19 protein-coding genes are annotated in these 22,145 nt (G+C 71.2%); 14 read left to right on the top strand and 5 right to left on the bottom strand.

The features are described from left to right. Positions 1-109: 109 nt before the first annotated feature. Entirely contained in the window at positions 110-277 is a 168-nt protein-coding gene (locus IE206_RS37545; protein ID WP_189970408.1) for a hypothetical protein, read from the top strand. Between the two features lie 43 nt (positions 278-320). Here the strand turns inward: IE206_RS37545 and IE206_RS37540 are convergent, their stop codons facing one another. After that, positions 321-602 (bottom strand): hypothetical protein, encoded by a 282-nt coding sequence (locus IE206_RS37540; RefSeq protein WP_189970405.1) that lies wholly within the window; start codon positions 600-602, stop codon positions 321-323. A gap of 337 nt (positions 603-939) precedes the next feature. On the opposite strand from IE206_RS37540, the gene mobF reads away from it, so the two are divergent. From mobF to IE206_RS37525, 3 genes are all read left to right on the top strand, one after another. Then, a complete protein-coding gene (mobF, locus tag IE206_RS37535) occupies positions 940-4,875 on the top strand; it encodes a MobF family relaxase (protein ID WP_189970403.1) in 3,936 nt (1,311 codons plus the stop codon). A gap of 620 nt (positions 4,876-5,495) precedes the next feature. After that, a complete protein-coding gene (locus IE206_RS37530) occupies positions 5,496-5,714 on the top strand; it encodes a hypothetical protein (RefSeq protein WP_189970401.1) in 219 nt (72 codons plus the stop codon). 9 nt (positions 5,715-5,723) lie between these two features. Then, positions 5,724-6,560 carry a helix-turn-helix domain-containing protein gene (locus IE206_RS37525; RefSeq protein ID WP_189970399.1) on the top strand — a complete coding sequence of 279 codons (837 nt, stop codon included), beginning with the start codon at positions 5,724-5,726 and terminating at the stop codon, positions 6,558-6,560. Positions 6,561-6,602: 42 nt separating this feature from the next. Here the strand turns inward: IE206_RS37525 and IE206_RS37520 are convergent, their stop codons facing one another. Both IE206_RS37520 and IE206_RS37515 read right to left on the bottom strand, forming a co-directional pair. Then, positions 6,603-7,142, bottom strand: coding sequence for a hypothetical protein (locus IE206_RS37520; protein ID WP_189970397.1), 540 nt, complete (start codon positions 7,140-7,142; stop codon positions 6,603-6,605). Between the two features lie 29 nt (positions 7,143-7,171). Further along, a complete protein-coding gene (locus tag IE206_RS37515) occupies positions 7,172-8,275 on the bottom strand; it encodes a C40 family peptidase (RefSeq protein ID WP_226598857.1) in 1,104 nt (367 codons plus the stop codon). 284 nt (positions 8,276-8,559) lie between these two features. Here IE206_RS37515 and IE206_RS37510 point away from each other — a divergent pair, with 284 nt between their 5' ends. From IE206_RS37510 to IE206_RS37465, 10 genes are read left to right on the top strand one after another with little or no spacing between them, the layout of a single operon-like run. After that, positions 8,560-9,417 carry a hypothetical protein gene (locus IE206_RS37510; protein ID WP_189970395.1) on the top strand — a complete coding sequence of 286 codons (858 nt, stop codon included), beginning with the start codon at positions 8,560-8,562 and terminating at the stop codon, positions 9,415-9,417. 13 nt (positions 9,418-9,430) lie between these two features. Then, positions 9,431-9,781 carry a hypothetical protein gene (locus IE206_RS37505; protein ID WP_189970394.1) on the top strand — a complete coding sequence of 117 codons (351 nt, stop codon included), beginning with the start codon at positions 9,431-9,433 and terminating at the stop codon, positions 9,779-9,781. Between the two features lie 11 nt (positions 9,782-9,792). Beyond that, positions 9,793-10,551: a hypothetical protein gene (locus IE206_RS42905; RefSeq protein WP_226598856.1), complete on the top strand. Its 759-nt coding sequence runs from the start codon at positions 9,793-9,795 to the stop codon at positions 10,549-10,551. Beyond that, entirely contained in the window at positions 10,541-12,454 is a 1,914-nt protein-coding gene (locus IE206_RS37495; protein WP_189970392.1) for a hypothetical protein, read from the top strand. Before IE206_RS42905 ends, IE206_RS37495 begins: the two co-directional genes overlap by 11 nt. Positions 12,455-12,457: 3 nt before the next feature. Beyond that, entirely contained in the window at positions 12,458-13,981 is a 1,524-nt protein-coding gene (locus IE206_RS37490; protein WP_189970390.1) for an SCO6880 family protein, read from the top strand. After that, positions 13,981-15,537: a putative type IV secretion/conjugal transfer ATPase gene (locus IE206_RS37485; RefSeq protein WP_189970387.1), complete on the top strand. Its 1,557-nt coding sequence runs from the start codon at positions 13,981-13,983 to the stop codon at positions 15,535-15,537. Before IE206_RS37490 ends, IE206_RS37485 begins: the two co-directional genes overlap by 1 nt. Continuing rightward, positions 15,537-17,267: a type IV secretory system conjugative DNA transfer family protein gene (locus tag IE206_RS37480; protein WP_189970385.1), complete on the top strand. Its 1,731-nt coding sequence runs from the start codon at positions 15,537-15,539 to the stop codon at positions 17,265-17,267. The genes IE206_RS37485 and IE206_RS37480 overlap by 1 nt, the downstream gene beginning before the upstream one ends. Beyond that, complete coding sequence (locus IE206_RS37475; RefSeq protein ID WP_189970384.1) at positions 17,260-17,781, top strand: hypothetical protein; 522 nt, start codon at positions 17,260-17,262, stop codon at positions 17,779-17,781. The genes IE206_RS37480 and IE206_RS37475 overlap by 8 nt, the downstream gene beginning before the upstream one ends. 46 nt (positions 17,782-17,827) lie before the next feature. Further along, complete coding sequence (locus IE206_RS37470; protein WP_189970382.1) at positions 17,828-19,303, top strand: hypothetical protein; 1,476 nt, start codon at positions 17,828-17,830, stop codon at positions 19,301-19,303. Positions 19,304-19,334: 31 nt separating this feature from the next. Beyond that, positions 19,335-19,829 (top strand): hypothetical protein, encoded by a 495-nt coding sequence (locus tag IE206_RS37465; protein ID WP_189970380.1) that lies wholly within the window; start codon positions 19,335-19,337, stop codon positions 19,827-19,829. A 146-nt stretch (positions 19,830-19,975) separates the two neighbouring features. Here the strand turns inward: IE206_RS37465 and IE206_RS37460 are convergent, their stop codons facing one another. Next, complete coding sequence (locus IE206_RS37460; RefSeq protein ID WP_189970378.1) at positions 19,976-21,541, bottom strand: bifunctional 5,10-methylenetetrahydrofolate dehydrogenase/5,10-methenyltetrahydrofolate cyclohydrolase; 1,566 nt, start codon at positions 21,539-21,541, stop codon at positions 19,976-19,978. Continuing rightward, positions 21,538-22,008, bottom strand: a complete 471-nt coding sequence (locus tag IE206_RS37455) for a hypothetical protein (protein WP_189970376.1) — start codon at positions 22,006-22,008, stop codon at positions 21,538-21,540. Before IE206_RS37455 ends, IE206_RS37460 begins: the two co-directional genes overlap by 4 nt. Positions 22,009-22,145 lie beyond the last annotated feature (137 nt).

The following is a 22,145-nucleotide window of genomic DNA, read 5'->3' as shown; positions in this document are numbered from 1 at the left end:
GGGCTGTCCAGGTCGTTCGTCCAGTGGGGCGCTCCACCTGGACAGCCCAGGCAGAACCGTGCTGGGCGTTGCCCATCAGGACAACGGCCCCGACCTCGAAGGAGACACCATGGACGCCGCGAACACCCCGATGTTCCGCTGCATCGTCCACCCGGACGGCAAGTGCCCCACGGACCGGGCGGCGTACGACGCCGGGTACTGCTACTACGAGCTCGCCGCGACGGTCGAAGGCCTGATCACCGAGGTCTGCGACGTCGCCCCGTGGCCGACCCTGTAGCCCGCCCGGCTCCGGCCGGGGGGTCGCCCCGGCCGGAGCTTTCTCACCGGGCGCGGCGCCAGCCCGCCTCGGCGAGCGTGTACAGCTCCGGCACGTCGCAGACCTGCTCCTGCAGCGCCCGGCCGACCGCCTCCAGGCGCGCGGCCATTACACCGCCGGCCTCCACCGCAGGCAGGGCCCGCGCCTGCTGAAGAGCCGTCATGACCAGCCAGGCATCCTGGCGGTTCAGGGTGAGGGTGAGCGGGTCCGCCTCCCGCCACCGCGTGTACGCCTCGATGTACAGGCTTCGCGTCGCGTCGTCCAGGTCCCCGCCGTCGGTGCCCATGGCCCCTCCTCCCGTCGTTGCCGCGTACGCGACAGCCTAGGCCGCTTCAAGCAGCCGCCCGCAATTCCCTCCGAACGAGCCACTGGTCCGCAGCGCTGCGTCCCGCGGCGCATTCCTCGGCGCCGTGCTGTCGGACACCTTCCGGTTGATCTCGCTTCTCGGCTCATGTCCGACTCGCCTCGCCACACCCCATTCAGCCCTTAGAGGGTCAGTCTGATTCCTGTTGCCTGCCGGGATCACGACTAACCCTCTAAGATCAAAGTAGATGGACAAAGGTACGTCCCTTTCGGCTCCGCCGCGAAGGGCTGGCGATGGCTGAGGAAGGGAGGGCGGCATCTTGGCCTGGGTCACGCGCATCGTGAACGAAGAGCAGGTCGAGTACCGCCTGAGCCAGCATTCCGGTTGTTACGTCCAGCAGGACGGCGAGGGCCTTGCGCAGGCGCCGCAGCAGGGGAGTGACCGACAGGTCGACTACCGGATGGACAGTGCCGGGGACTCCGGTCTGGTGTGGATCGGCGAGGGCCTTCCGGCGGTCGGGCTGACTCCTGGCACGGTGCTGGACGAGGCCGGCAAGGAGGCCGCGCGCAGGCTGGCGAACGGCGTGGATCCGCGGACCGGTGAGCGACTGGTCGAGCCCGAACTGCGCGCCCACCCGCGCGCCCGGCTGGTCGGCGCCCCGCTCGTCGAGGCGATCGAGAAGGCCGCGGCCGCCGCCGGAGTGGAGGCGGCCGCGCTGTTCGCCGGGAAGCCGAAGCAAGCCGCCAAGTACGCGGCGCTCGCGCGGATGGTGCACCAGAAAGGCGAGCGGCACCGCCTTCAGGTCGACTCGCTGCACCGGCTCGCCCGGGCGGCCGGGGTGCGGCTGGAGGACGTCTACGAGGCCGGCGAACTCGCCCAGGCGCGCGCCCATCAGGACGAGCGGGTCAACGTCCGGATCCGTGCGTACGACGTGGTCGCCGACCTCCCCAAGTCCGCCTCGGTGCTGTGGGCGCTGCTCGGCCCGGAGCGCGAGACGGAGTGGCGGGCGCTGGTCCACCAGGCCAAGCGGGAGGCCTTCGGGGAGCTGGAGCAGTGGATCGGCTACGGGCTGGCGAGCGAGGACGGGAGCCTGCACCGGATCGCCACGGGCGGCCTGTTGGGCTGGAGCATGGAGCACCAGTCGGCCCGCCCGGTCGACGACGATGTGCTGGGCGATCCGCATCTTCACCTGCATCTCATGATCCTCAATCTGGCGCGCTGCGAAGATGGGGAGTGGCGGGCGATCGCGAACGGCGGCATGGATCTGCACCGCCATGTCCGCGCGTTCGACGCCCTGTTCAAGGCGCGGGTGCGGGCCCTGGCCGCCGAGCGGTTCGGGGTGCGCTATGAGCAGGACGCGCACACCGGCGCCTGGGAGATCGTGGGCATCCCGGTACAGCTGCGCACGCACTTCTCACGGCGGGCCGCCGACGTCGATGCGATCGCCGGAGCGCACGCGAGCCGGGAGGAGAAGCTGCGTGTCTCGGCACAAACGAGACACGCCAAGCACGACACCGGGAACCTGGACCTGCGGGCCGACTGGCGCTGCCAGGCCGAGGAACTGGGCATCGACGTGGAGGCGATGGTCGCGGCCGCCGCCCCCGGCCCGTCCGGCGGCGCCGCGGCCGCCTTCACCGGGCCGGGCCTGCCGCCGGTGCCGCCGCCGGACCAGATCGCAGCCCAGGTCTTCGACCCGCAGCACGGACTGACCGCCCACGACAAGGAGTTCTCCCGCGCCCAGCTGCTGGCAGCGGTCGCCAACTCCTGCCCGTATGGGCTGCCCGCCGAGGACCTGGGGCGGCTTGCGGACCGGGTGCTCGAGGTGAAGGGCTATGCGGTCCCGCTACCGCCGCGCGGCGCGGGGCTGCTGTCGAACGCGGAGCGGTTCACCACCCAGGACATCGTGGCCGCGGAACAGACCATCGTCGACCAGGCCCGGGCCCGGTACGGCGACGGCACCGCACAGCTGAGCGCCGAGCAGGCAGCCGCGGCCCTGTCGGTGTTCGAAGTCGCCTCCGGGTTCACACTCGGCGCCGAGCAGCGCGGCGCCGTGCAGCGGCTCCTGACGACCGGTCACGGCATCGACGCCATCGAGGGCGTGGCCGGCGCGGGCAAGACGAGCCTGATGGCGGCCTGCCGGATCGGCTGGGACGCCGTCGGCATGACATACGCGGGCACCGCCCTGTCGGCGGTCGCCGCAGCCAATCTGCAGGAGGGCTCCGGCATCCCGGCCCGGACTCTGGCCTCCTGGCTGGAGCGCATCAACTCCGGCGCGGGGCTGCGCGGCCTGGACGTGCTCGTCATCGACGAGGCGGTCATGACCGACGACCGCGCGCTGGCGATCCTGCTCACCGAGGCGGCCCGCACCGGCACCAAGGTGATCGGCGTGGGCGACCCGCAGCAGCTGCAGGCCATCGGGCCCGGTGGCGGCTGGGCCGAGGTCCACCGGATCGTCGGGGGCGCCCGTCTGACCGTCAACCGCCGCCAGCAAGACCAGATCGAGAAGGCCGCACTGGAGGCCTGGCGCACCAGCCCCGAAGGCCGCGAGCGCGCCCTACAGCAGCTCGCCACCGGCCAGCGGGTCCACGCCACCGACACCCCCGACCAGGCCCGGGCGGGAGTCCTGGAAGCATGGGCCGAGCGCCGCACCCGGTGGACGGACCCGCACGACGTGCTGGACGGCCTGGTGGTGCTGGCCGCCCGCAACAGCGATGTGGCCGCCCTCAACCACGGAGCCCAGGCGATCCGGCGGGCGGCCGGCGAGCTCGGCACCGCCCACACCTACGCCCTGCCGCGCGGCGGCAAACTCACCCTCGCGGTCGGCGACCTGGTCCGGGTGCGGGCCAACGACTACCGCTCCCGCCGGGGCGAGGGCCCCGACGTCCTCAACGGCTACCGCGCCGTCGTCACCGCGATGAGCGACGACCACCAAGTCCAGATCACCTGGCGGCGCACCCACCCCGACGGGCAGAAGAGCTTCCACCAGGCCTGGGTGACGCCCGGCCAGATCACCCAGGGCGCGCTCAGCCTCGGCTACGCGATGACGGTGACCGCCTCCCAGGGCCTGACCGTCGACGTCAGTCTGCTGTACGCGCTGGGCGCCAACGCCTACAGCGCCTACCCCGGGATCACCCGCGCCCGCCTGGAAAATCACCTCTGGCTGCCCGTGGCGGCTCTGGAGGACGAGAAGACCCGCAAGCAGTTCGGACAGCCGGCCAGCGAGGCGGAGGCACTGGAGCGCGCCCTGAACGCGTACGCCGCGCTGCTGCGCCAGGACCGGCCCTCGGGCATGGTGTTGGACCAGCTGCGCCCGGCCCCCGAGCCGATGGCCGCGCCCGCCGATACGGTCCCGGCCGAGGAGCTCTTTGCCCGGTGGGACGACCGCGGGGCGCGCCCGTACGGGGCGCTGCCCGCCTCCCGGTTGGAGGCCCAGGCCGCCCAGGCGGAGCGGCAGGCCGACGAGGCCGAGCGGCTGGGCGCCGAGCAGGCCCGCACCGCTCGGGAGGGCGCGGCCGCGCTGGCTGCCCGGCCCTCGCCCGGCCAGCAGATCACCGCTGCCGCAGCGGCCGTCCTGATCCAGGCCGAGCAGCTGATGGCGGCAGCGGAACACGACTTCGCGCGGGCCGCCGAGGCCCGGGCGGCGGCCGCCGAGGCCAGCCAGATCCGCGACCAGGTGGCGCAGACGGCCGGACGCGGCCGTCTCGCGCTGCGGATGGCAGGCACCTCCCGGGCCGAACAGGAACAGTTGATCACCCACTACACCGGGCAGCTGACGGCCGCCGCCGACCAGGCCCAGCAGGCCCAGAACGCCGCCGAACAGGCCCAGCGCCGCGCCGCCCAGCTGGTCGCTGCCTCCCCCTACGCGGCCCTGCTGCGCGATCTGGCCGGACCGGCGGATCCGGCGGCCGGTCCCGCCGGGGTGCGCCGCCAGTACGCGAGCGTCCGGGCGCAACTGCCGCAGATCGCCGAACGGATCGACGCCGACCAGGCCGCCGCCGTCCAGCAAGCCCGCACCCAGAGCGTGCAACTGGGCGCCCGCGCCTCGGCCGCCCGCAGCACGGCCGAGGCGCTGCGCTCCGAAGCCCAGCTCCGGCGCCAGATCGCCGCCCAGGCCCCACAGCAGCACGCGCGTGAGGCGGCCGCCCGGGACGCCGCGGTGCGGACGGCAGCAACAAGGCCGTCCGCACCGTCGGCGCAGTGGCCGCGTCCGGCCGGCCCCGCAGCGGTGCGCGGCCCGGGCGAGCGCCGCCCCTAACTCAAGCCAGCGCTTGTCCGGCAGACGGAGCACGTGCGGGCCCCCGTGGCCCCGGAGCCCGCAGCCGGTGTCTGTCGGCCGGGATGCTCAGCGCGGCTGCCCCGCCGTACACACGTGAGGGCCGATCCCGCGCTCAGCGGGATCGGCCCTCATCGTGGCGCGCGTGCTGCAACACACGTAATCCGCGCCGGTGTCCGGTAGGTCCCAGAGCTGGTGGAAGTGGAGTCCGCAGCCGTCAAAGGAGACCAACCCCCTTTCTGCGAGGGGTTTTGGTACACAGCCTGGAGCTTCGCATCGGGGCGCCCTCGCAGCAACCAAAAGTGGGGTGGGGATGCAGCAATTCGTCTTACCAAGTCCAACCGACGACCAGAGTGGCGTCATGTGAGCAGGTCAGATTGGGTGCCACAGATATTTGGTTTCGGAACGCCGCGTTCCGATGCGATGGCATCGGGATGGCTGCGCATCAACTCCCGCCGCGGTTTGCGAACTGGTGCACCATGCTCATCACACGAATGGGCGCCTGCAACCGCCCGGACGTGGAAGTGGAGTCCGCAGTCCCGGAGATGGGGCGGCTGTCCGTGGCCATATCCCCCACCACCCCGAATAGTCAGAGGTGAAAAATGAACAGTCAGCAACACGCCCAGTGCGTCGAAGTACCCGCCGGGCCGCGCCGCCTCATCGGTACGGAAGCCGTTGTGGTGATCGTCGTCATCGCCATCGGCGCCATGCTCGCTCTCGCCGGTATGCCGGTGGCTACCGTCCTCGAACTGCTCACCGGCACTGGCCTGGCCGGGCTGCGCCTCGCCCGCCGGGCGCCGCTGGCCCCGGCCGGGCTCTGAGGGGGGCCCGTGGGACGACCGGAAAAACCCATCCTGACCTTGAACAGCGGTCTGTATGCGCTGGCTCAGTGGCTGCGTCAGCAGCGCAGCGGGGCTCACCTGACCTATGCCGCCCTCGCCGAGAACACCATCTACACCCAGACCACCCTGCAGCGGGCCACCAGCGGAGAGCGCATCCCGAAGCTGCCCGTCGTGGAGGCCTACGCCCGGGGGTGCGGCGCCGATGTGCGAGAGGCGCGGCGGATGTGGCGGAACGCCCGCTGGATCGAGCACCGCACCCTCCACCCCCGTTCCCCCGCCGCCCCGCTCCCGGAGCTGGTGACCGAGCCCGCTGAACTCCTGGCGGCGCTGCGCGAGCTGTACTACAAGTCGGGCGCCATGCCGCTTGACGAGATAGAAGGCCGCGCCGGTATCGGGCGGCTGCCGCACACCACGGTGCACCGCATGCTGCACGGTACGGCTGTGCTCCAGCGTGACCAGGTGCGAGCCTTTCTTGAGGTCTGCGAGGTGCCCGGGAAAGAGCACGAGGCGTGGATGAAGGCGTGGCTGCGGGTGTGGCGGCACCGCAAGCAGGACCAACACGAGCGTCCGCTAGCGCCTCCGGTCGAGAATTTCGATCGCGTGGTGCGGGCTCTTCTGTCAGAGGACCGGACACAGCGCGTCGTCGATTTGTACCACCACGCGTCGGAGCGCGGTTTCGATGCCGCGCTGGATGCGGCGGTGGTGTCCATCTACCGCTACAAAAGGGATCAGATCATCCACGCAGATCGAATGCGGGCCGTGGAACGGCTGATCCGCGCACACCGAACGCGGGACGTTGTCCTGGGCAGGACCGCAGCCGGATAGCCAAGACGCCGAGCCCCGGCGTGCTTGGCGCGCCGGAGCCCGTCAGTCCGTGGCCTGCTGCGACAGAGTCGCTAGGCGCTCGCGGGTGTGCTGGGCAACGGCGGAGTCGGGGCCGTGGACGGCCGTGACGGTCGACAGCAGCTCGATGCCCAGCGGGACCGCGTCGGCTTCGGGGACGTTGCGCCACAGGCTGTAGGCGCGGCGCGAGGCGCCCACGGTGTCGGGGTGCTGCGGGCCTTGCAGGCCGGCGCGGAGCTGGACGACATGCAGGTACCAGCTCACCGCGCTGTGGTGATCCCCCGTCAGGTGGGCGAGGTAGCCACGGACTTCGCGGACCTCGGCGGTCCGCAGGTGGGCGGCGCCGAATTCGGAAGTGACCTCGCCGTCCAGCTCCTGGGCGAGGGCGGCGGCCCGGTCTGGCTCCCCGGAGGTATAGGTGCCGGCGATCGCGGCGAGCCGTGCCTGCACCGTGTCGGCCAGCGGAGCGGGGCCGGTGCCGGTGGTGAGTTCGGCGACGGCGGCCGAGCCCCAGAAGGCGGGGGTGACGGTGCCCCAAGGGCGGTAGAGGGTGTCGTCGTCCATTGTGGAGCTCCCTGCGGTGGTACGGAGGATCACCAGTTCACCACCCGGCGGACTGCGGTGATCCGGGTGAGGGCGCTCGTGGAGTTGCGCCAGCTGCTGTAGGACACCACGCGCGTCTGCACTCCGGTGCGCGGCGCCTCGACGAGCATGTTGTTGCCGATGTACATGCCGACATGGCCGGGTCGGGCGTCGCTTCCGTCGGAGCCCGCGTTGAAGACCAGGTCGCCCGGTTTCGGGTTGTCCATGCTGACCTGACGGCCGGTGTCGACCTGCTCGAACGTGGTGCGGGGGAGGTCGATACCGGCGGCCTTGTAGGCCTGTTGCATCAGCGAGGAGCAGTCGCAGCGTCGGGCTGTGTCGCTGCCGAGGGGCTGGGTGCAGTCGCCGCCCCACTGGTACCAGCCGCCGCGCTGCTTCAGTGCCCAGGACACGGCGGTGCGTACCGCGGCGGGGGTGTCAGCGGGCAGGGAGTAGCCGGCCGGGAGGTTCACGTCGGTGCTGGAGACCGGAGCGGCGAACTTGGCGGCGCTCGCCATGATTTTGCGGACGTAGTCGTGGGTCTCGCCGCCGGCGAAGGAGCTCGGGGGAACGCCGCGGAACTGGTCCACGCGGCCCCAGCCGGCGTTGTAGCCGGCGAGCGCGAGCTCGATGGGAGAGCCGTTGTAGTCAGGGTGCTGCTTGGCGGTGTGCAGGAGCTCGCACATCATGCGGCCCTGGGCGGGGATGGCGTCAGCTGGGTCCATGACGTTCTTGACCCCGTCGCCGTTGCCGTCCACACCGCGGGTCGCCCAGGTGTCCGGGATGAACTGGGCTATGCCGTACGCGATTGGGTTGTGGTTCGCGTCGCGGGATATGGCTGTCGGGTCGAAGTTCGATTCGGCCTCCAACTGGGCGGCCAGGATCGAGGGGGCGAGTCCCTCGGTGCAGGCGGCGGCCGCGTTGATGATCAGCTGGGCGTACTCGGCGGGCACACCACCCTGGCCGATCCGCAGCGCGTTGGCGGTCGGCAGCGGGATGTTTCCGCCGTCGCGGTCGCCGAAGGTCGAGATCAGCAGCACGACGCCGATGCCGAGCGCGACTGGGGTCATCACCGCGCCCGCCGTAACCGCTGCCACCCATCGCTTGACCCGCACGCAGCCCCCCTCCGGCCCGCACCTACTTTGCTCCCCCAAAGCTGCACTCGTACCGATTCGCCGGGGAACCAAAGCCCTGGCATATGCGTGAGTGTGCGTGACACTATGCCATCACGGCTCGCCAGTGGGGCAGTTGGGATTCACTCTCGTGTCCGCGTGACTCGCGAGTGTAGGGTGTGACGCTCTCCGCGGCGACCTAATTAAGCATCAGGAATTAGCTATAGCGAACATTTGCACGTTCTTCGGGGGTACGGGTGGGGAAGCGACCGATTCCTTCGCCGGTGATGGCGGAGGGGACGCGCCTGGTGGCCCCGGTGCTGTCCGCGGTGGGCGGTAGCGGGCGGTCAATTGTGGCCAACCTGCTGGCCTGCGCCCTGGCGCCCGCGGGAGCCACGGTGGTACTCGACACCGCTCCCCGGCTGTCGTCGCCGTGGCCCGCATGGACGGCCGACGGGCATGCGGGCGGGCTGGCCGCCCTGCCTGCCGACCAGCCGTTGTCTCCAGCCCAGGTGCGGCAGGCTGCGTCCTGGCGTCCCGGGCTGGACGGCGGTCAGTGGCAGGTCCTGACCGACGGACGCGACTGGCACACCCCGCCGCTCGCCCTGCCGGACGAGCCCGCCGCCTGGCATCAACTTTCGGCCATCGGCGGCTGGAACGCCGTAATCGCCGACACCGCTCATCCCATGGCGCACGACGTCCTGGCCGCCCGCTGCGAGCGACGGCAGGGCCAGACCCGCGGCTGGTGCGAACTGCCCTATGCGGTCCCGGTGCTGTGTGCGGCTGCGACTGCCAGCGGCATCCAGGCTCTCCAGCAAGCCGTCATGGCCCTGCATGCCGAAGGCCTGCCCCTGCAGCGCGCGGTGGCGGTGCTTGTTGCCACAACCGACGGCCGCACCCCGGCCGTCGTGCGGGCCGGGGCCACCATGCTCGGCCCGCGCACGGCCTCCGTCGTGCACCTGCCCTACGACCCCGGGATCCGGGCCCACGGCCTGGGTGCTCCCTCCCGGCTGCGGCCCCGTACGCAGCAGGCTGCCGGGCAACTCGCTGCCGCTGTCCACGCTGCGGCCCGCGCCGCCTGGGGCGATCCCCTGCCCCGCGCCCCGCGCCCCGCGCCGCTTTCCGCTCCTGTTCCCGCTCTTTGACGAGGTATCGGCCATGAGTCAGTTCCTGAACACCCTGCACACCGTTGTCACCGACCCGCACTGGCACGTCCTGGCCGATGACACTGGCGGCAAGGGGGGCGTCGTACCCGACTACACCCCCCAGCTGCCCAAGGAGGTCAACAACCCGACCAAGACGATCCTGGGCTGGACGGCGGGCATCGGCCTGGCCGCGGCGGTCCTCGGCTCGCTGGTCGCCTGGATGCTCGTCGCGGTCGGCCACAACACCGAGCGGGCCTCGCTGGCCGCCCGCGGCAAGCAGGGCGTCCTGTGGTCCCTCGTCGGCGCTGGCGGCATCGGCGTGACGTCCTCGCTCGTCCTCGCCTTCTACAACATGGCCAAGTAGGCGATGGGCTGATGGAGCATCACGACCGCAAGGCCCGCCGCACCAAGTTCGCTCTCGCCGGGGTGGGGGTGCTGACCGCCGCTGCCCTTACCGCTGGGGCTATAGCGGCTGTCTCCGTACTCGGTGGCGATGACAAGTCGCCGAAGGCGGCGGCCTCCTCACCCGTCGCTTCCCCTTCAGCACCTGCCACGAGCGCGCACTTGACGCCGGAGACGGCGCAGAAGTTCAAGCTGGACGTTCCCACCGGACAGAAGGACGGCGTCAGCACCGGCTTCCGCGACACGTCGTTCGGCGCAGTGTCCGCGGCGGTCTACTTCTGGGAAGAACTGGCCTTTTTGGATGACCAGAAAGCACGGCAGCAGCTGGAGGCCATGGTGTCCCCGGACGCCGCAGGGCTCGTTGACGAGCAGGTCTCCGAAGTTCGCAAGCTCCGTGAAACGGCGAACCTTCCGCCCAGTGGAGGCACGCCGGCAGGCATCACCTTCACCACCACCGTCAACGCCGTGCGTTTCCGTCCGCTGCCCAATGACAGCAAAGTGTTCGAGGTCTGGCTGGCATACGACCGATATGCCACCAAGTCGGACGGCGGCCCTGACAACAACCCGCTCAAGGGCCAGATGGACGAGCTGATGATGAAGTGGCAGAACGGCGCGTGGAAGATCACTAACGAGCCCCGGTACTGGTCCAAGCGGACGTTCCCGGCGAGCTACTTCCCTGACTCCCGCCCGGCGCTGAAGGACGGCTGGGTGCAGGTGCGGCATGCGGACTGAGCGCGCCCCGCGCAGCCTGGCCCGCCTGCTGTGCCTCCTGACCGCCGTGCTGCTGTGCTTCGGTTCGACACTGAGTGCCGCGCCTGCCGCATCCGCGGAGGACAAGCCGGAGTACCACCTCAACTACGGTCCCAAGAGCGGCAAGCCGGTCCCCGACGAGTTCAGCCCGCTGGGTGTTGACACCCAGGGGAACTGGTGCGACTTCCTGAAGATCCATGACGATGGCCTCTGCCGTGCGGCAACCACGGAGGAGATCACTGGGCTGTCGCCGTGCGAGAACGCGGACGGCACTGGCTCGAAGTCGGGGGACTGTGGTGAGGCGGGCCGGAAGGCCTTCGAACAGAAGAAGCTGGAAGAGTGGCGCGCCGGGTTCGACCACGGCAACTCGAACTACGCGGAGCTGAACAAGAAGCTCACCGCGTGCGTGGACAAGGGCCGGGCGTTCAAGGACTGTCTCAACGAGTTCGGTTCGAACTTGCCACCCGATGCAAAGGGTCCCGGGGCGTGGGTCGCCGGGAAGATTTCGGAGATGGCTTCCAACGCCCTCAAAGAGGCCGCCAACTACATCGGCAAGGCGGTGGTGTGGCTGCTGCAGGAGTTCGCCAAGGTCTTCAACAGCGCTTCCACCATCGATCTGTCCACGGTCGGTATCGGCAACGTCACCGGCATGATGACCGCCCTGTCTCTGGTGCTGGCCGTGTTCTTGCTCCTGGTGCAGTTCGGGAAGGTGGCGATCAGCCAGCGCGGCGAGCCGGCGGCCACCGCCGTGACCGGCCTCGCCAAGTGGGCGGTCATTTCCGCGGTCTACGTCACCGCCACCCAGACGGCACTCAGCTGGTCGGACGCCGTCTCCACCTGGATCATCAACACCTCATTCCAGGGCGGCGGTTCGGGCAAGGACGATGCCACCGCCGCAATGCAGCACCAGCTGGGCACGCTGTTTGGCGGCCTGATCACCGGCGGTGGCGGCGCGGCCACCGCAGGCGGCGCGCTCATCACCGGCGAGGGCGTGGCAGCCGCCGCGGTCGGCGTCATCATCGTGGTCGGTATCGTCATCATCCTGGCGATCGGCGCTCTGTGGATCGAGGTCCTGCTGCGCCAGGCCGGAATCATGATCCTGATGGCGACCATGCCCATCGTGCTGGTCGGGCAGATGAACGACACCACCAGCGAGTGGTGGCCCAAGGCCCGCAACGCCCTGATCAGCCTGATCCTGATGAAGCCGATGATCACGCTGTGTTTCGCGATCGGGTTCGGCGCGATCTCCCAGGGCGAGGGCGTCCAGAACATGATCGTCGGGCTGGTCATCTTCCTGATGGCCTGCTTCGCCTGGCCGTCCATTGCCAAGTTCATGACGTTCTCCACGGTCGGCGGCGGGGCAGCGATGTTCTCCGGGCTGATGAGCTCGCTCGGGTCCTCGGCCGGTTCGATGGCCGGCGGATACCGGCCGGAGATGGCTGGGGCCGGCGCGATCGGCGGTGGCAGCGGCTACACCCGCGCCCTGGAAAGCGAGAACACCCAGGCCGGCCCCGGCGCTTCGGGCAGTGGTGGGGGAGGCGGCGGTCAGGACAAGGGCGGTCTGTTCACCAATGACTCCCTCAAGGCTCGCGCCAAGGGCCCCGGCGGCCGCTTCGGCAGCCGTCTGGCCGGGCCGCTGAGCCTGGGCCTGCAGGTTGCAGCCCTGGGCAAGGACTCCTTGGAGTCCGGCATGAACAACACCGCTGCCCACGCCGGGCTGGATGCCGGCGGAGGCGGAGGACGCCATGTCGTCATCCCCCCGCGCGGCGGAATGTCCGCCGAGACCCCGCCATCCGCGCCTGCCAGCGCAGCGACTCGGCCGGACAACGCACCGTTGATCACCGGCCCGCCCAACACCGATGTCGCACCCCCGAGGGAGGGATAGCCCATGTCACAGCCCGTCGCCTACACCGGGTGGCAGTCCGAGAAGTCCGGCTTCATGGGCCGCCTGTCCGGACCCGGCTTCGCGATGGTCGCGGCCGCCACCGGGATGGCGCTGCTCCCCATCAATCTGCACAGCTGGAGCGCCGCCCTGTTCTGTCTGCCGGTCTCGGCAGTGCTGCTGCTCCTCGCCTTCGGCCGGGTGATGGGCCTGAGCGCCGACGAATGGATCACTCTCGCAGTAAGGCATCAGATCGCCGTGGCACGAAAGACGAATGTGTTCCTGAGCGGGGCTTTCGCCCCGCGCTCCAACGACAGCGGCCAGCAGCCCATGGACCTTCCCGGCGTGTTGGCCCGGCTGCGGATCCTTGAAGCCCCCGACGGGCTGGGCGGCCAACTCGGCATCAGTCACGACCCGGTGGCCGGCACCTACACCGCCATTGCCCGCATCAGCCACCCCGGCCTGGCCCTGGTGGACACCGACAAGCAGAACGGGCGGGTGGCGGCCTGGGCTGCATTCCTGCGCACCTTCTGCACCGAGGACTCGCCGATCATCCGGCTCGCCGTGCATCAGCGGTGCCTGCCGGACGACGGAGCGGCCCTGCACTCCTGGACCGCCCGCCACATCAGCCCGGACGCCCCGGCGGCCGCCGTCACCGCCCTGTCGGAACTGATGGAGTCCGCCGGCCCGGCCGCCACCACCCGCGAGACCTACCTCGCCGTCACCCTGTCCTCCGCGCGGGCCCGCCTGGCCATCAAGGGCGCCGGCGGAGGCCAGATCGGTGCCGCGGCCGTCCTGGTCCGCGAACTCCACGCCCTGCACGGCGCGCTGTCCAGCGCCAGCCTGCAGGTCGTCGAGTGGCTCAGCCCCCGCAAGGTCGCCCAGACGGTGCGCACCGGCTACGACCCCGAGGCCCAGCTGATGCTCGCCACCCGCAACGCCGCCGCCCAGGCCCCCACCTGGCAGGGCACCGAGGCGGGGGTGGAGCCGGCGCTCGCCGGACCCGCGGCCGCCGAGGCCGGCTGGGGCACCTACCAGCACGACGGCGCCTGGACCGTCTCCTACCAGGTCCGCACCTGGCCGCAGTCCGAGGTCTACGCCACTTTCCTGCAGCCGCTCATGAAGCCCCGTCAGAACGCCCGGCGCTCCATGTCGCTGGTGTACGAACCGCTCGGTCCGCGCCGGGCCCGCCAGGAGCTCGCGCGGGAGAAGTCCAAGCGGCAGTCCGCCCGCTACCTGCGGACCAAGACCGGCCGCGACGAATCCGAGGACGAGCGGCGCGAAGCCCAGCTCGCCCGGGACCAGGACGCCGCCCGCGCGGCCGGCCAGGGCGTGGTGCGGATGACCGCGGTCATCGCCGTCACCGTCACCGACCCCGCCGAGCTGGAGACGGCCTGCGCCGAACTGCAGGCGGATGCCGCCGCCTCCGGGCTGGAGCTGCGCCGCATGTGGGGCGCCCAGGACGTGGGTTTCGCGGCCAGCGCCCTGCCGCTGGGCCAGGGACTGCCGGACCGACGGATGGGATTCTGATGGGCCTCTTCTCCCGCCGCTCCGACGGCGGCGACACCTTGCTGGAGGCCGCCGGGATCGGCGAGGCCAGCGGACTGAACCGCCGCCCGCAGGCGCCCGTCCCGGCCCAGCTCACCCCCAAGGAGCAGCGCCGGGCGCGGCTGCTGGAAGACCCCGCTACCGTGATGCGGGTCGCCCCGAAGAAGGGCTGGCCCGGCCCGTACGCGGGCCGGGCCGCCTCGCTGCCGCGTACCGAGGTGGTGCGTGCCGACACGGCGAACGCGGCCGGCGCCTATCCCTTCCTGCACGCCGGGACGCTGCCCCCGGTCGGCGCTTACATCGGCCAGAACACCCTGACCACCCAGGCGTTTTCGGCGCACCCGGCGGTGTGGGTGCGCGAGAAGCTGTGCACCAACCCGAACGTGATGATCACCGGGATTCCGGGGTCCGGGAAGAGCGCGCACATCAAGGCATTGGGTCTGCGCCTGATGGCGTTCGGGCACAAGATGCTGATCGCCGGAGATGTGAAGGGCGAATACCAGGCGCTGTGCGAGCACCTGGGAGTGCAGCCGGTCCGGCTCGGCCCCGGTCTCGGCGGGCGGCTCAACCCGCTGGACGCCGGACCGCTGGGCCAGGGCCTGGACCTCGTCAAGGACCCCGCCGAGCTCAAGGCCCGCCTGCAGGAGATCCACCGGCGCCGCCTGACCCTCTTCAAGGCCCTGCTGGAGCTGCAGCTGCGGCGCACCCTGCTGCCCCAGGAGGAGGAGGCCCTGGACGTCGCGGTGCGCGAGGTGACCGGCGAACTCTACGGGCAGAGCACGCTGTCGGTGCCCACCCTGCCGCTCGTGTACGACAAACTCCGCGACCCCACCGCGCAGATGGCCCGGGAGCTGCGGGTCCGCGACGACGACGTGCAGCGCGCCCGCGAGGAAATGGCCTCCATCCGATCCGCACTCGGCGGCATGGTCACCGGCCACCTCGGTGGGCTGTTCGACCAGGAGACCTCGATCAGCCTGGACTGGAACGCCCCGATCCAGTCCGTCGACATCAGCGCCCTGGAGCAGTACGGCGACGAGGTCGTCGCGATGGTCCTCTCGTGTGTGTCGTCCTGGGCGCAGTCGGCCATCGACCAGCCAGGCAACCGGCCGTGGATCGTGGTGCGCGACGAGCTGTGGCGGCAGATGCGCTCCGGCGGCACCTCCATGATCAAAAAGATTGACTCGGACCTGCGGCTGTCCCGCGCCACCGGCACCATCCAGGTCCTGGCCACACACCGGCTGAGCGACTTCGAGGGAGTGGGCGCGGCCGGCTCCGAGGCCGTCAACATCGCCAAGGACCTGATCTCCTCCTGCGAGACCCGCATCCAGCTCGCGCAGGACACCCGCCCGCTGCGCGCCACCCGCGAGGCGATCGGCCTGACCGACGCGGAATGCGACCTGATCGGCTCCTGGGGCGGCGGCCAGGTCGGCCGGGCCCTGTGGAAGGTCGGCCGGTCCGGCGGCAGCCACGCCGTCCAACTGATGCTGTCCCGCACCGAAGAGAAGTTGTTCGAGACCAACGAGCGGATGGCGGTGTGATGGCCGGGCGCAGCGGACCCGCCGGAGGCGGTCTCGACGACAACACGCTGCTCGCCGCCTACGGCGCCGGGCTGGTGGCCGCCGTCAGCGGCGCGGTGCTGACCGCCGGCCCCCTGGCCGGGCTGCTGTCCGGCCGCGGCTGGGCGCACAGCACCCAGAGCCTGCCGGCCACTGTGCTGCTCTCCGTGGTGCGCGGCCCGGGTGCGGTCTACGACCCGGCCCCGCCGTCCTGGCTGTTCTACACGCTGCTCGTGCTGGTGGTCATCGCCCTGTTCCTGGTGGCCCTCAAGCTCGTCAGCCTGTTCAACGGCATCGGCGGCCAGGGCGGCGGCGCGCAGTGGGGCGGCGCCAAGGTGGAGCGGAAGCTGTCCGCCGTCAATGACCCCACCAAGCGCGCCAACCGGATCACCGCCGGGCGCGGCTTGCGCACCAAGAAGATCGTCGGAGCGCAGCCCAACATCTCCGCGACCGTGTTCGGCGTCCCCGGTTCCTCGAAGACCACCGGGCTGGTGCTGCCGAACGCCGCGGAATGGCAGGGGCCGCTGCTGGTGACCACCACCAAGGCCGCCGACCTCGACGTCATCTACGCCAAGCGCCGGGCCCTCGGCCCGGTCTGGGTGATCGCCCCGGCCGGCATCCCGGGCCGCAAGACCGAGCGCTGGTCCCCGGTGGACTACTGCACCGACGCCAAGGCCGCCGACCGGATGGCAGCCTGGATGGCCGAGGCCGCCTCCTCCAGCGACGACCCCCGCGCCGCCCCCTGGATCGACCAGGCCAAATCCGTCCTGAAGGGCGTGCTGCTGGCCGCCCACCTGTCCGGCGGTGGCGTCGCCGAGATGCGCCGCTGGCTCGGCCTGGGCAAGGACGCCGTCGACCACGTCCGCGCCGTACTGCTCCAGCACGGCTACACGGAAGTCGCCGACGACTACGCGTCCCCCTGGCTGCGCCTGCACGAGGACGGCATCGGCTCCATCCAGTTCTCTTTGAACGTGCTGGCGCGTGTGTACGCCGACGAGGAGGTCCGCGAGACCTGCTCCGCAACCGACTTCACCGTCGAGGACTGGCTCAGCCAGAACGGCACCATCTGCCTGATCGCGTCCGAATCCGACGCCGAACGCTTCGCACCTCTGCTGACCTCGATCGTCGCCTCGGCCATTCACGGCGCCGAAGTCGCCTACAACGCCACCGGCAAAGCCCTGGACCCCGCTGTCGGCATCATGGTCGACGAGGCCGGCAACATGCTGCGCTACCCGCGACTGCCCAACATCCTCACCACTGGCCGCGGCATGGGCGTCGTCATACTGACGGTCTGGCATGACCTGTCCCAGCTGCGCGACCGGCTCGGCACGCAGAAGGCCAACACCGTAATGTCCGCCAGCGGACTGCGGATGCTGCTGCCCGGCTGCGGCGACCTCGAGACCCTGCGCTACTTCAACGGCATCTTCGGGCAGACCGAGGTGACGCGGACCTCCCGCAACTACTCGCGTGGCGAAGTCTCCAGCAACGACCAGCCCACTGACCGGGACCTGACCCCCGTTCACGCACTGCAGCAGCTCCCCGACTTCACCGCGATCGCCCAGTACACCAACCAGCCCCCGATCAAGGTGAAGATGCGGCTCACCTTCCGCGACAAGGACCTCAAGAAGCTGCTGGCCGCCCCGGCCACCCCCCACGGGGCGGCCAGCTCAGGCACGACCACCGCAGTCGAGCAGGAGGCGGGCCGTGTCTGATCCACTCGACGACCCGGCCGCCCTCTGGCCTGCCCAGCCCGGCGCCACCCCGCCGCAGCCCGAACCGCAGCGCTGGGTGTGGGCCGCGATGGAACCGCCCGAACGCCGCGCCCGCCTACGCGAACTCGCCGTCTGGGTCACCTGGCTGCGCACCACCTTCGAACTCCACAACCAGATCCCGCACTGCTGGTACCGACACTCCCCAGTAGTCGAGCACCTCACCGCTCTGTATGCCGGCTGGCTGCGGACCTACGCCGGCGAACAGGGCGCAGGGCGGGAGCTCGCCGAGGCCGACTGGATCAATACCCTGCACAACTTCACCCCCCGGCTGCAGTTGGCAGCGTGCGCCACCGGCCGCCATCAGGAACCCCCGCCGCTTGTTCCGCCCCCGCCCGGCACCGCCGAGGCCTTCGAAGTGTTCCTGGTGACCTCCGATGCCACTACGACCGGCGCACAGCACCCGGCTGCCGCCGAACTCCAGAGGCGCATGGCCACGTTCGAGGCACCGCTGTAGTCACCACACCCGAACCCGCCGACAGCACCTATCAGGAGGAACCCTGATGGCCACACCCGCCAGCCCGGACCGGACATCTGTGCAGACCGCCGGGGACCAGATCAAGGCGGCTGTCGCAGCCCCCGCAGCGCCGGCCGCACCCGTCCCGCTGGAGGCCCAGCTGCGCGCCAACGCTGCGGCAGCCACGCCCGAGGCTCAGCCTGAGCTGCCCCTGTGGACCGGCAACGACCTGCCACCCGGGGCTACATGGACTGAGCGGGACGGGGTGCTCTACGACACCTACAACACCCCCCAGTGGAATCTGAAGGCCGCCGCCCAGAACACCGCACCCCCTTCGGAGGAGGACGAGCCGGTCGACCCGCGGGTGTACGACCCGAAGGACGCCTATATCGGGTGGTCGGTCGTTGAACCGGTGGACCTTGCCGCGGCGTTCGCACCCGTCGCGGAGGCCTGGGCCGACATCGTCCCGCCCGAGCACGGCTCTGCCCAGGACCTGGTGACCGCCGTTGGAGACGACCTGCGTGTCCTGGAACAGGCATGGCGGCGCACCGTCCCCGGCCCGCCTGCCCGGTCCGCGGACAATGCCGCCGCGACCGGGGCGGACGCGGCGCCCCCGGCCGACATGAACGCCCGCCAGGACGCCAGCGCGGTCAACGCCGCATTGCAGCAGGCCGACCAGCACGCCGACGCGCTGAAGGATTTGCCGGAGTGGCAGCGGCTGCAGACTGTCCGCGGCGCCGCCACCCACCTGTGGAACACCATCAGGGAAAAGGCGGGGCAGTACTTCGAGCGCCTGGCTGACGATGTTCGGGTCCAGGGGTTCTGGCGCACCGTATCCGTCCGTGCCTGCGAGGCGATCGCCCACGGATGCCAGGAGATGGCCGATGAGCTGCGCAGCGGCGCCAAGGGCCAGAACCTGCCGGCCGCCGAGGCGCTCCTCAAGGTGAGCAACGCGGCTCTTGCCTACAGCAGCCCGCGCAGCGAACGGCCCGACGACGCCACGGTGGCAGCCGCCCAGCAGAGCAATCTCACCGAGATCCGGCAGCTGCGCACCACTCTGGCCTCCAACGAGCCGCTGCCGTACGCCACCCGGGAGGAGGCCACCGCGGCCTCACGGGACGTCGCGGCCGCCTTCCAGACCTGGGCAGGGAGCGACATGGGCAAGGAGCTGTGTACCTCCTCCACGCACCCACGGGTGGTGGAGTTCCGGGAGGCGTGGCAGCAGCTGCCGCCCGCCGACCTGCCCGCCGGGCCGGGCTCGGCAGCCGGTCCTTTCGGCGACGTGGCCGAGCGCGCACAGGGGATCGTCGAGCGCGCACAGGCCCAGCCGGGCCGCTTCGCCCAGGCCGATCTGGCCGCCCTCAAGGTGGTCGCCGACCTGGCGGCGCACCACAGCGGCCGACTCGCCGTCACCCTGCCCCCGGATCTCACAGGCCCGACCGCTTCCGTGCAGCAGATCGCGCCGCGCCCGGCGGTGGCCGTTCCGGCCGCGCGCAGCGGCGGCGCGAGCCGGTCGGCGTGAGGAACAGGAACCGAGCGGGAAGGAGAAGGCGTTGAGTACGCCGGAACAGCCTGCGGGCATGGTGATCGAGGCGGTGAAGCTGGAGGGCCCCGCGCCGCTGCGGCTGATGACCGACTGGGAGATCCTCGCGCGGGAGGCCCGGCTCGCCCGGGCTGAGGAGGCCGCCCGCGGCCTGGCCCAGCCTCCGCAGGAGACTTCCCATGTCGTCCAGCTGCTGGCCGAGCAGGGCGCCCCGCCCGAACTGCTCGACCGAGCCCGCGCCGCGGTGCAGGAGGACCGCGCGTACGCCCAGGCGCAGGCCGACCGCGCCCAGACCCAGGCGGTGCGACTGCACGACCACTGGGAGCAGGCCGAAGGCGAACGCACCCGGCGCCTGCACCTTCCCCCTGGCCAGCTGCAGGCCGAAGCCGCCGAACGCCTGCGCCAACGGGCCGCACCCCGCCCGGCCGAGAACCCTTCGGCGCCCCAGCAACCGGCCGTGGCCATCCCGCAGATCCAGGCAGATCCGCGATCACAACGCAGGTAGGGGGCGGAGGCGTCCAGTTGGCCGGGCTGCGGGCCGGAATCCTCATTCGCACGAACGGACAATCGCGCGCCTACCGCATCTGCTAGCCGCGGGGCGGCCCCGGTGAGGGGGGACCATCTCACCGCCTTGCAAGGCGCGTCCGCCCCCTACAAGGACCGGCCCTGTCCGGGCGATTGCTGCTGTGGTCCAGGCTGCCTCGGCATCGCCGGCGGGGGCGTCGGCGGGGTGCGGTGGGCAGCTAGAGCTTGGCGAGCGGCGTCCTCGGCCTGGCGCTGTTGCAGGGGCAGAGCAGCCCGCCGCTGCAGCTCGCTGCCGATCGCTTGGACCCGGGCGGCCGCCGCGTCGGCGGACGTCCTGGTCTCCACCGCCGTCTGCTGGGCGTATGTGAGGTCTTGCCAAGCCGCGGTCCGGGCCCGAGCGATGGTGTGAGCGGCGGCGCCCTGCTCGCGCAACTGCGCGACGAGGGCGCCGCCGTCCTGCTCTTCATAGGCGGTGCGCAGCGCGACGTGCTGCTGTTGCAGCTCACGCGCCCGCTCCATAGCCGTTGCCGCAGCCCGCTGGCTGTTTTCCCGAAGCGAGATGAGGTCGGCGTCGCTATACGCCGCCCAGGTCTCCGGCTGGGACACGGGGTCCGCAGCGCGGGTGGACGGGCCCTGGTCCCCGGGGGCGGTCTCGGTGCCCAGCTGGGGGATCCGGTCGGGGGCCCTCCCGGCCGAAGGGCGGGGCGGCGGAGGGCCGTCCGCCCGTTGCCGGGCCGCGCCGAAGGCGCTCCGCAGGGTGTTCTCCACGGCGGTCTCGCCCCGTGAGAGTGCGGCTTCCTGGCGGCCGGGCGCGGAAGCGCTCCGGGATACGTACGGGGCGGAAGGGAAGGCCCAGGACCGGAGTTCGGGGTCGGCTGTCTGCCGGACGATGCGCTCCATCAGCACGGCCATCTCCACCGGGCCGACGCCGCCGGGGACCGGGGTCAGGTTCTGCGGGATGCCCGCAGCGCCGGGGTGGATGTCCCCGGCGACGCTGCCGTCCGGCTGGGGGCTGAAGCCGGAGTCGACGACGAGACGGTGGTGGGGGCGTATGTGCTCGGCAGTCAGGAGGTGGGCGCTGCCGGCCGTGGAGACCACGATGTCCGCACGGGCGGCCTGGCGCAGGTCATCTCCCTGGTCGAGGGGCAGGACGGGGGTACCCCGGTCTTCAAGGAGGTGCACGACGCCGCTGCCGACGAACCCACGGGCCCCGACCACGGCCACCGTGGCATCGGCGTCGAAGGCCGCCACGATGCGGCTGATGCCGTCCGCGGTGGCGCAGGCCCGGTGCAGGGAGCGGCCGCCGAGCAGGCCGTCGATGTCCTTGGCCGGGTCGAGCTGGTGCACCAGAGAGGTCAGACGGGCCGGAGGCGGGAACTGCACGATCACGGCGCGGGTGGCCGGGTCGGCGTTGCAGGCGTCGATATGAGCCGCGAACTCGGCCGCCGACACAGTGCCCGGTAAGACCACGGGGTCCACCGTGAGGCCGAGATGGGTGAAGGCCTTGTACTTCTGCTCCGCCGAGACCCGCGAGGCCTCCATGCGCAGGGCCCACTCGGGCGGGTCGCCGTCGGCGGGCGTGAAACGGATGACCGCCACCCGCAGGCGAGCCGGTTCGATGCGGTCCCGGTAGACCCCCAGGTCCTCACGGACCGTCCGCAGTAGCGCGCGGCCGGAGAGCTGGTGCGTCATGCGCGGCCCACCCGGGTCAGAACCTCGTCGACCGGGCGCAGGTTCCCGGTGAGCAACAGGCGGGCGGCGGCCTCGCTGGTCAGCAGGTGGTGCCCGGCCAGGTCTCCGCTGAAGTGCGTGCCGTCGAAGTCGAGGGTGACCTCGGTGAGGGTCTCGGGCCCGGTGGGGTCATAGGAGGAGAACGGGCCGTGATGGGCGTACCAGGACACCCGGGTGGGGTCGGGCAGGTCCGCACCGAACGCGGCCCAGGCCGCGTCCGCGGCACCGGGGAAGTCCGAGCTGATACCGGCCGCGTCCGGGTTCTCGGCGAGCTCCGAGAGGACGATCGCCGCTGCGGCCACGCCCGTGAGGGGCTTCACGAGACGGGCCAGACAGACGGCATCAAGACCGATCCGGTGCCGCCACGAAACGTACGTGCTGCTCACCACAGCACCATCGGATTTCTCGCGCAGGACGTGATGGTCCATTTCATGCTCCACTTCTTCTCGACTGGTCGGTGGTGCGGCGCCACATGTCCGGGAGGTGTCTCCGTGGCCAGCCGCGTCGGCGGCTGCGGCTGGAGGGCGCCCCGGGTCTCTGTCTGGCTGTCGGGTATACGCGTGGT

The sequence above is a fragment of the Streptomyces violascens genome (assembly GCF_014649955.1).
Classification (GTDB): domain Bacteria; phylum Actinomycetota; class Actinomycetes; order Streptomycetales; family Streptomycetaceae; genus Streptomyces; species Streptomyces violascens.
This window is presented reverse-complemented; position numbering and strand designations above follow the sequence as displayed.

Bases quoted from the DNA above. Each gene is read 5' to 3' on its own strand.
- IE206_RS37470 (WP_189970382.1), top strand. From the start codon at position 17,828: ATGGCCACACCCGCCAGCCCGGACCGGACATCTGTGCAGACCGCCGGG.
- IE206_RS37480 (WP_189970385.1), top strand. From the start codon at position 15,537: ATGGCCGGGCGCAGCGGACCCGCCGGAGGCGGTCTCGACGACAACACG.
- IE206_RS37505 (WP_189970394.1), top strand. From the start codon at position 9,431: ATGAGTCAGTTCCTGAACACCCTGCACACCGTTGTCACCGACCCGCAC.
- IE206_RS37540 (WP_189970405.1), bottom strand. From the start codon at position 602: ATGGGCACCGACGGCGGGGACCTGGACGACGCGACGCGAAGCCTGTAC.
- IE206_RS37520 (WP_189970397.1), bottom strand. From the start codon at position 7,142: ATGGACGACGACACCCTCTACCGCCCTTGGGGCACCGTCACCCCCGCC.
- IE206_RS37510 (WP_189970395.1), top strand. From the start codon at position 8,560: ATGGCGGAGGGGACGCGCCTGGTGGCCCCGGTGCTGTCCGCGGTGGGC.
- IE206_RS37490 (WP_189970390.1), top strand. From the start codon at position 12,458: ATGTCACAGCCCGTCGCCTACACCGGGTGGCAGTCCGAGAAGTCCGGC.
- IE206_RS42905 (WP_226598856.1), top strand. From the start codon at position 9,793: ATGGAGCATCACGACCGCAAGGCCCGCCGCACCAAGTTCGCTCTCGCC.
- IE206_RS37545 (WP_189970408.1), top strand. From the start codon at position 110: ATGGACGCCGCGAACACCCCGATGTTCCGCTGCATCGTCCACCCGGAC.
- IE206_RS37495 (WP_189970392.1), top strand. From the start codon at position 10,541: ATGCGGACTGAGCGCGCCCCGCGCAGCCTGGCCCGCCTGCTGTGCCTC.
- IE206_RS37455 (WP_189970376.1), bottom strand. From the start codon at position 22,008: ATGGACCATCACGTCCTGCGCGAGAAATCCGATGGTGCTGTGGTGAGC.
- IE206_RS37530 (WP_189970401.1), top strand. From the start codon at position 5,496: ATGAACAGTCAGCAACACGCCCAGTGCGTCGAAGTACCCGCCGGGCCG.
- IE206_RS37485 (WP_189970387.1), top strand. From the start codon at position 13,981: ATGGGCCTCTTCTCCCGCCGCTCCGACGGCGGCGACACCTTGCTGGAG.
- IE206_RS37460 (WP_189970378.1), bottom strand. From the start codon at position 21,541: ATGACGCACCAGCTCTCCGGCCGCGCGCTACTGCGGACGGTCCGTGAG.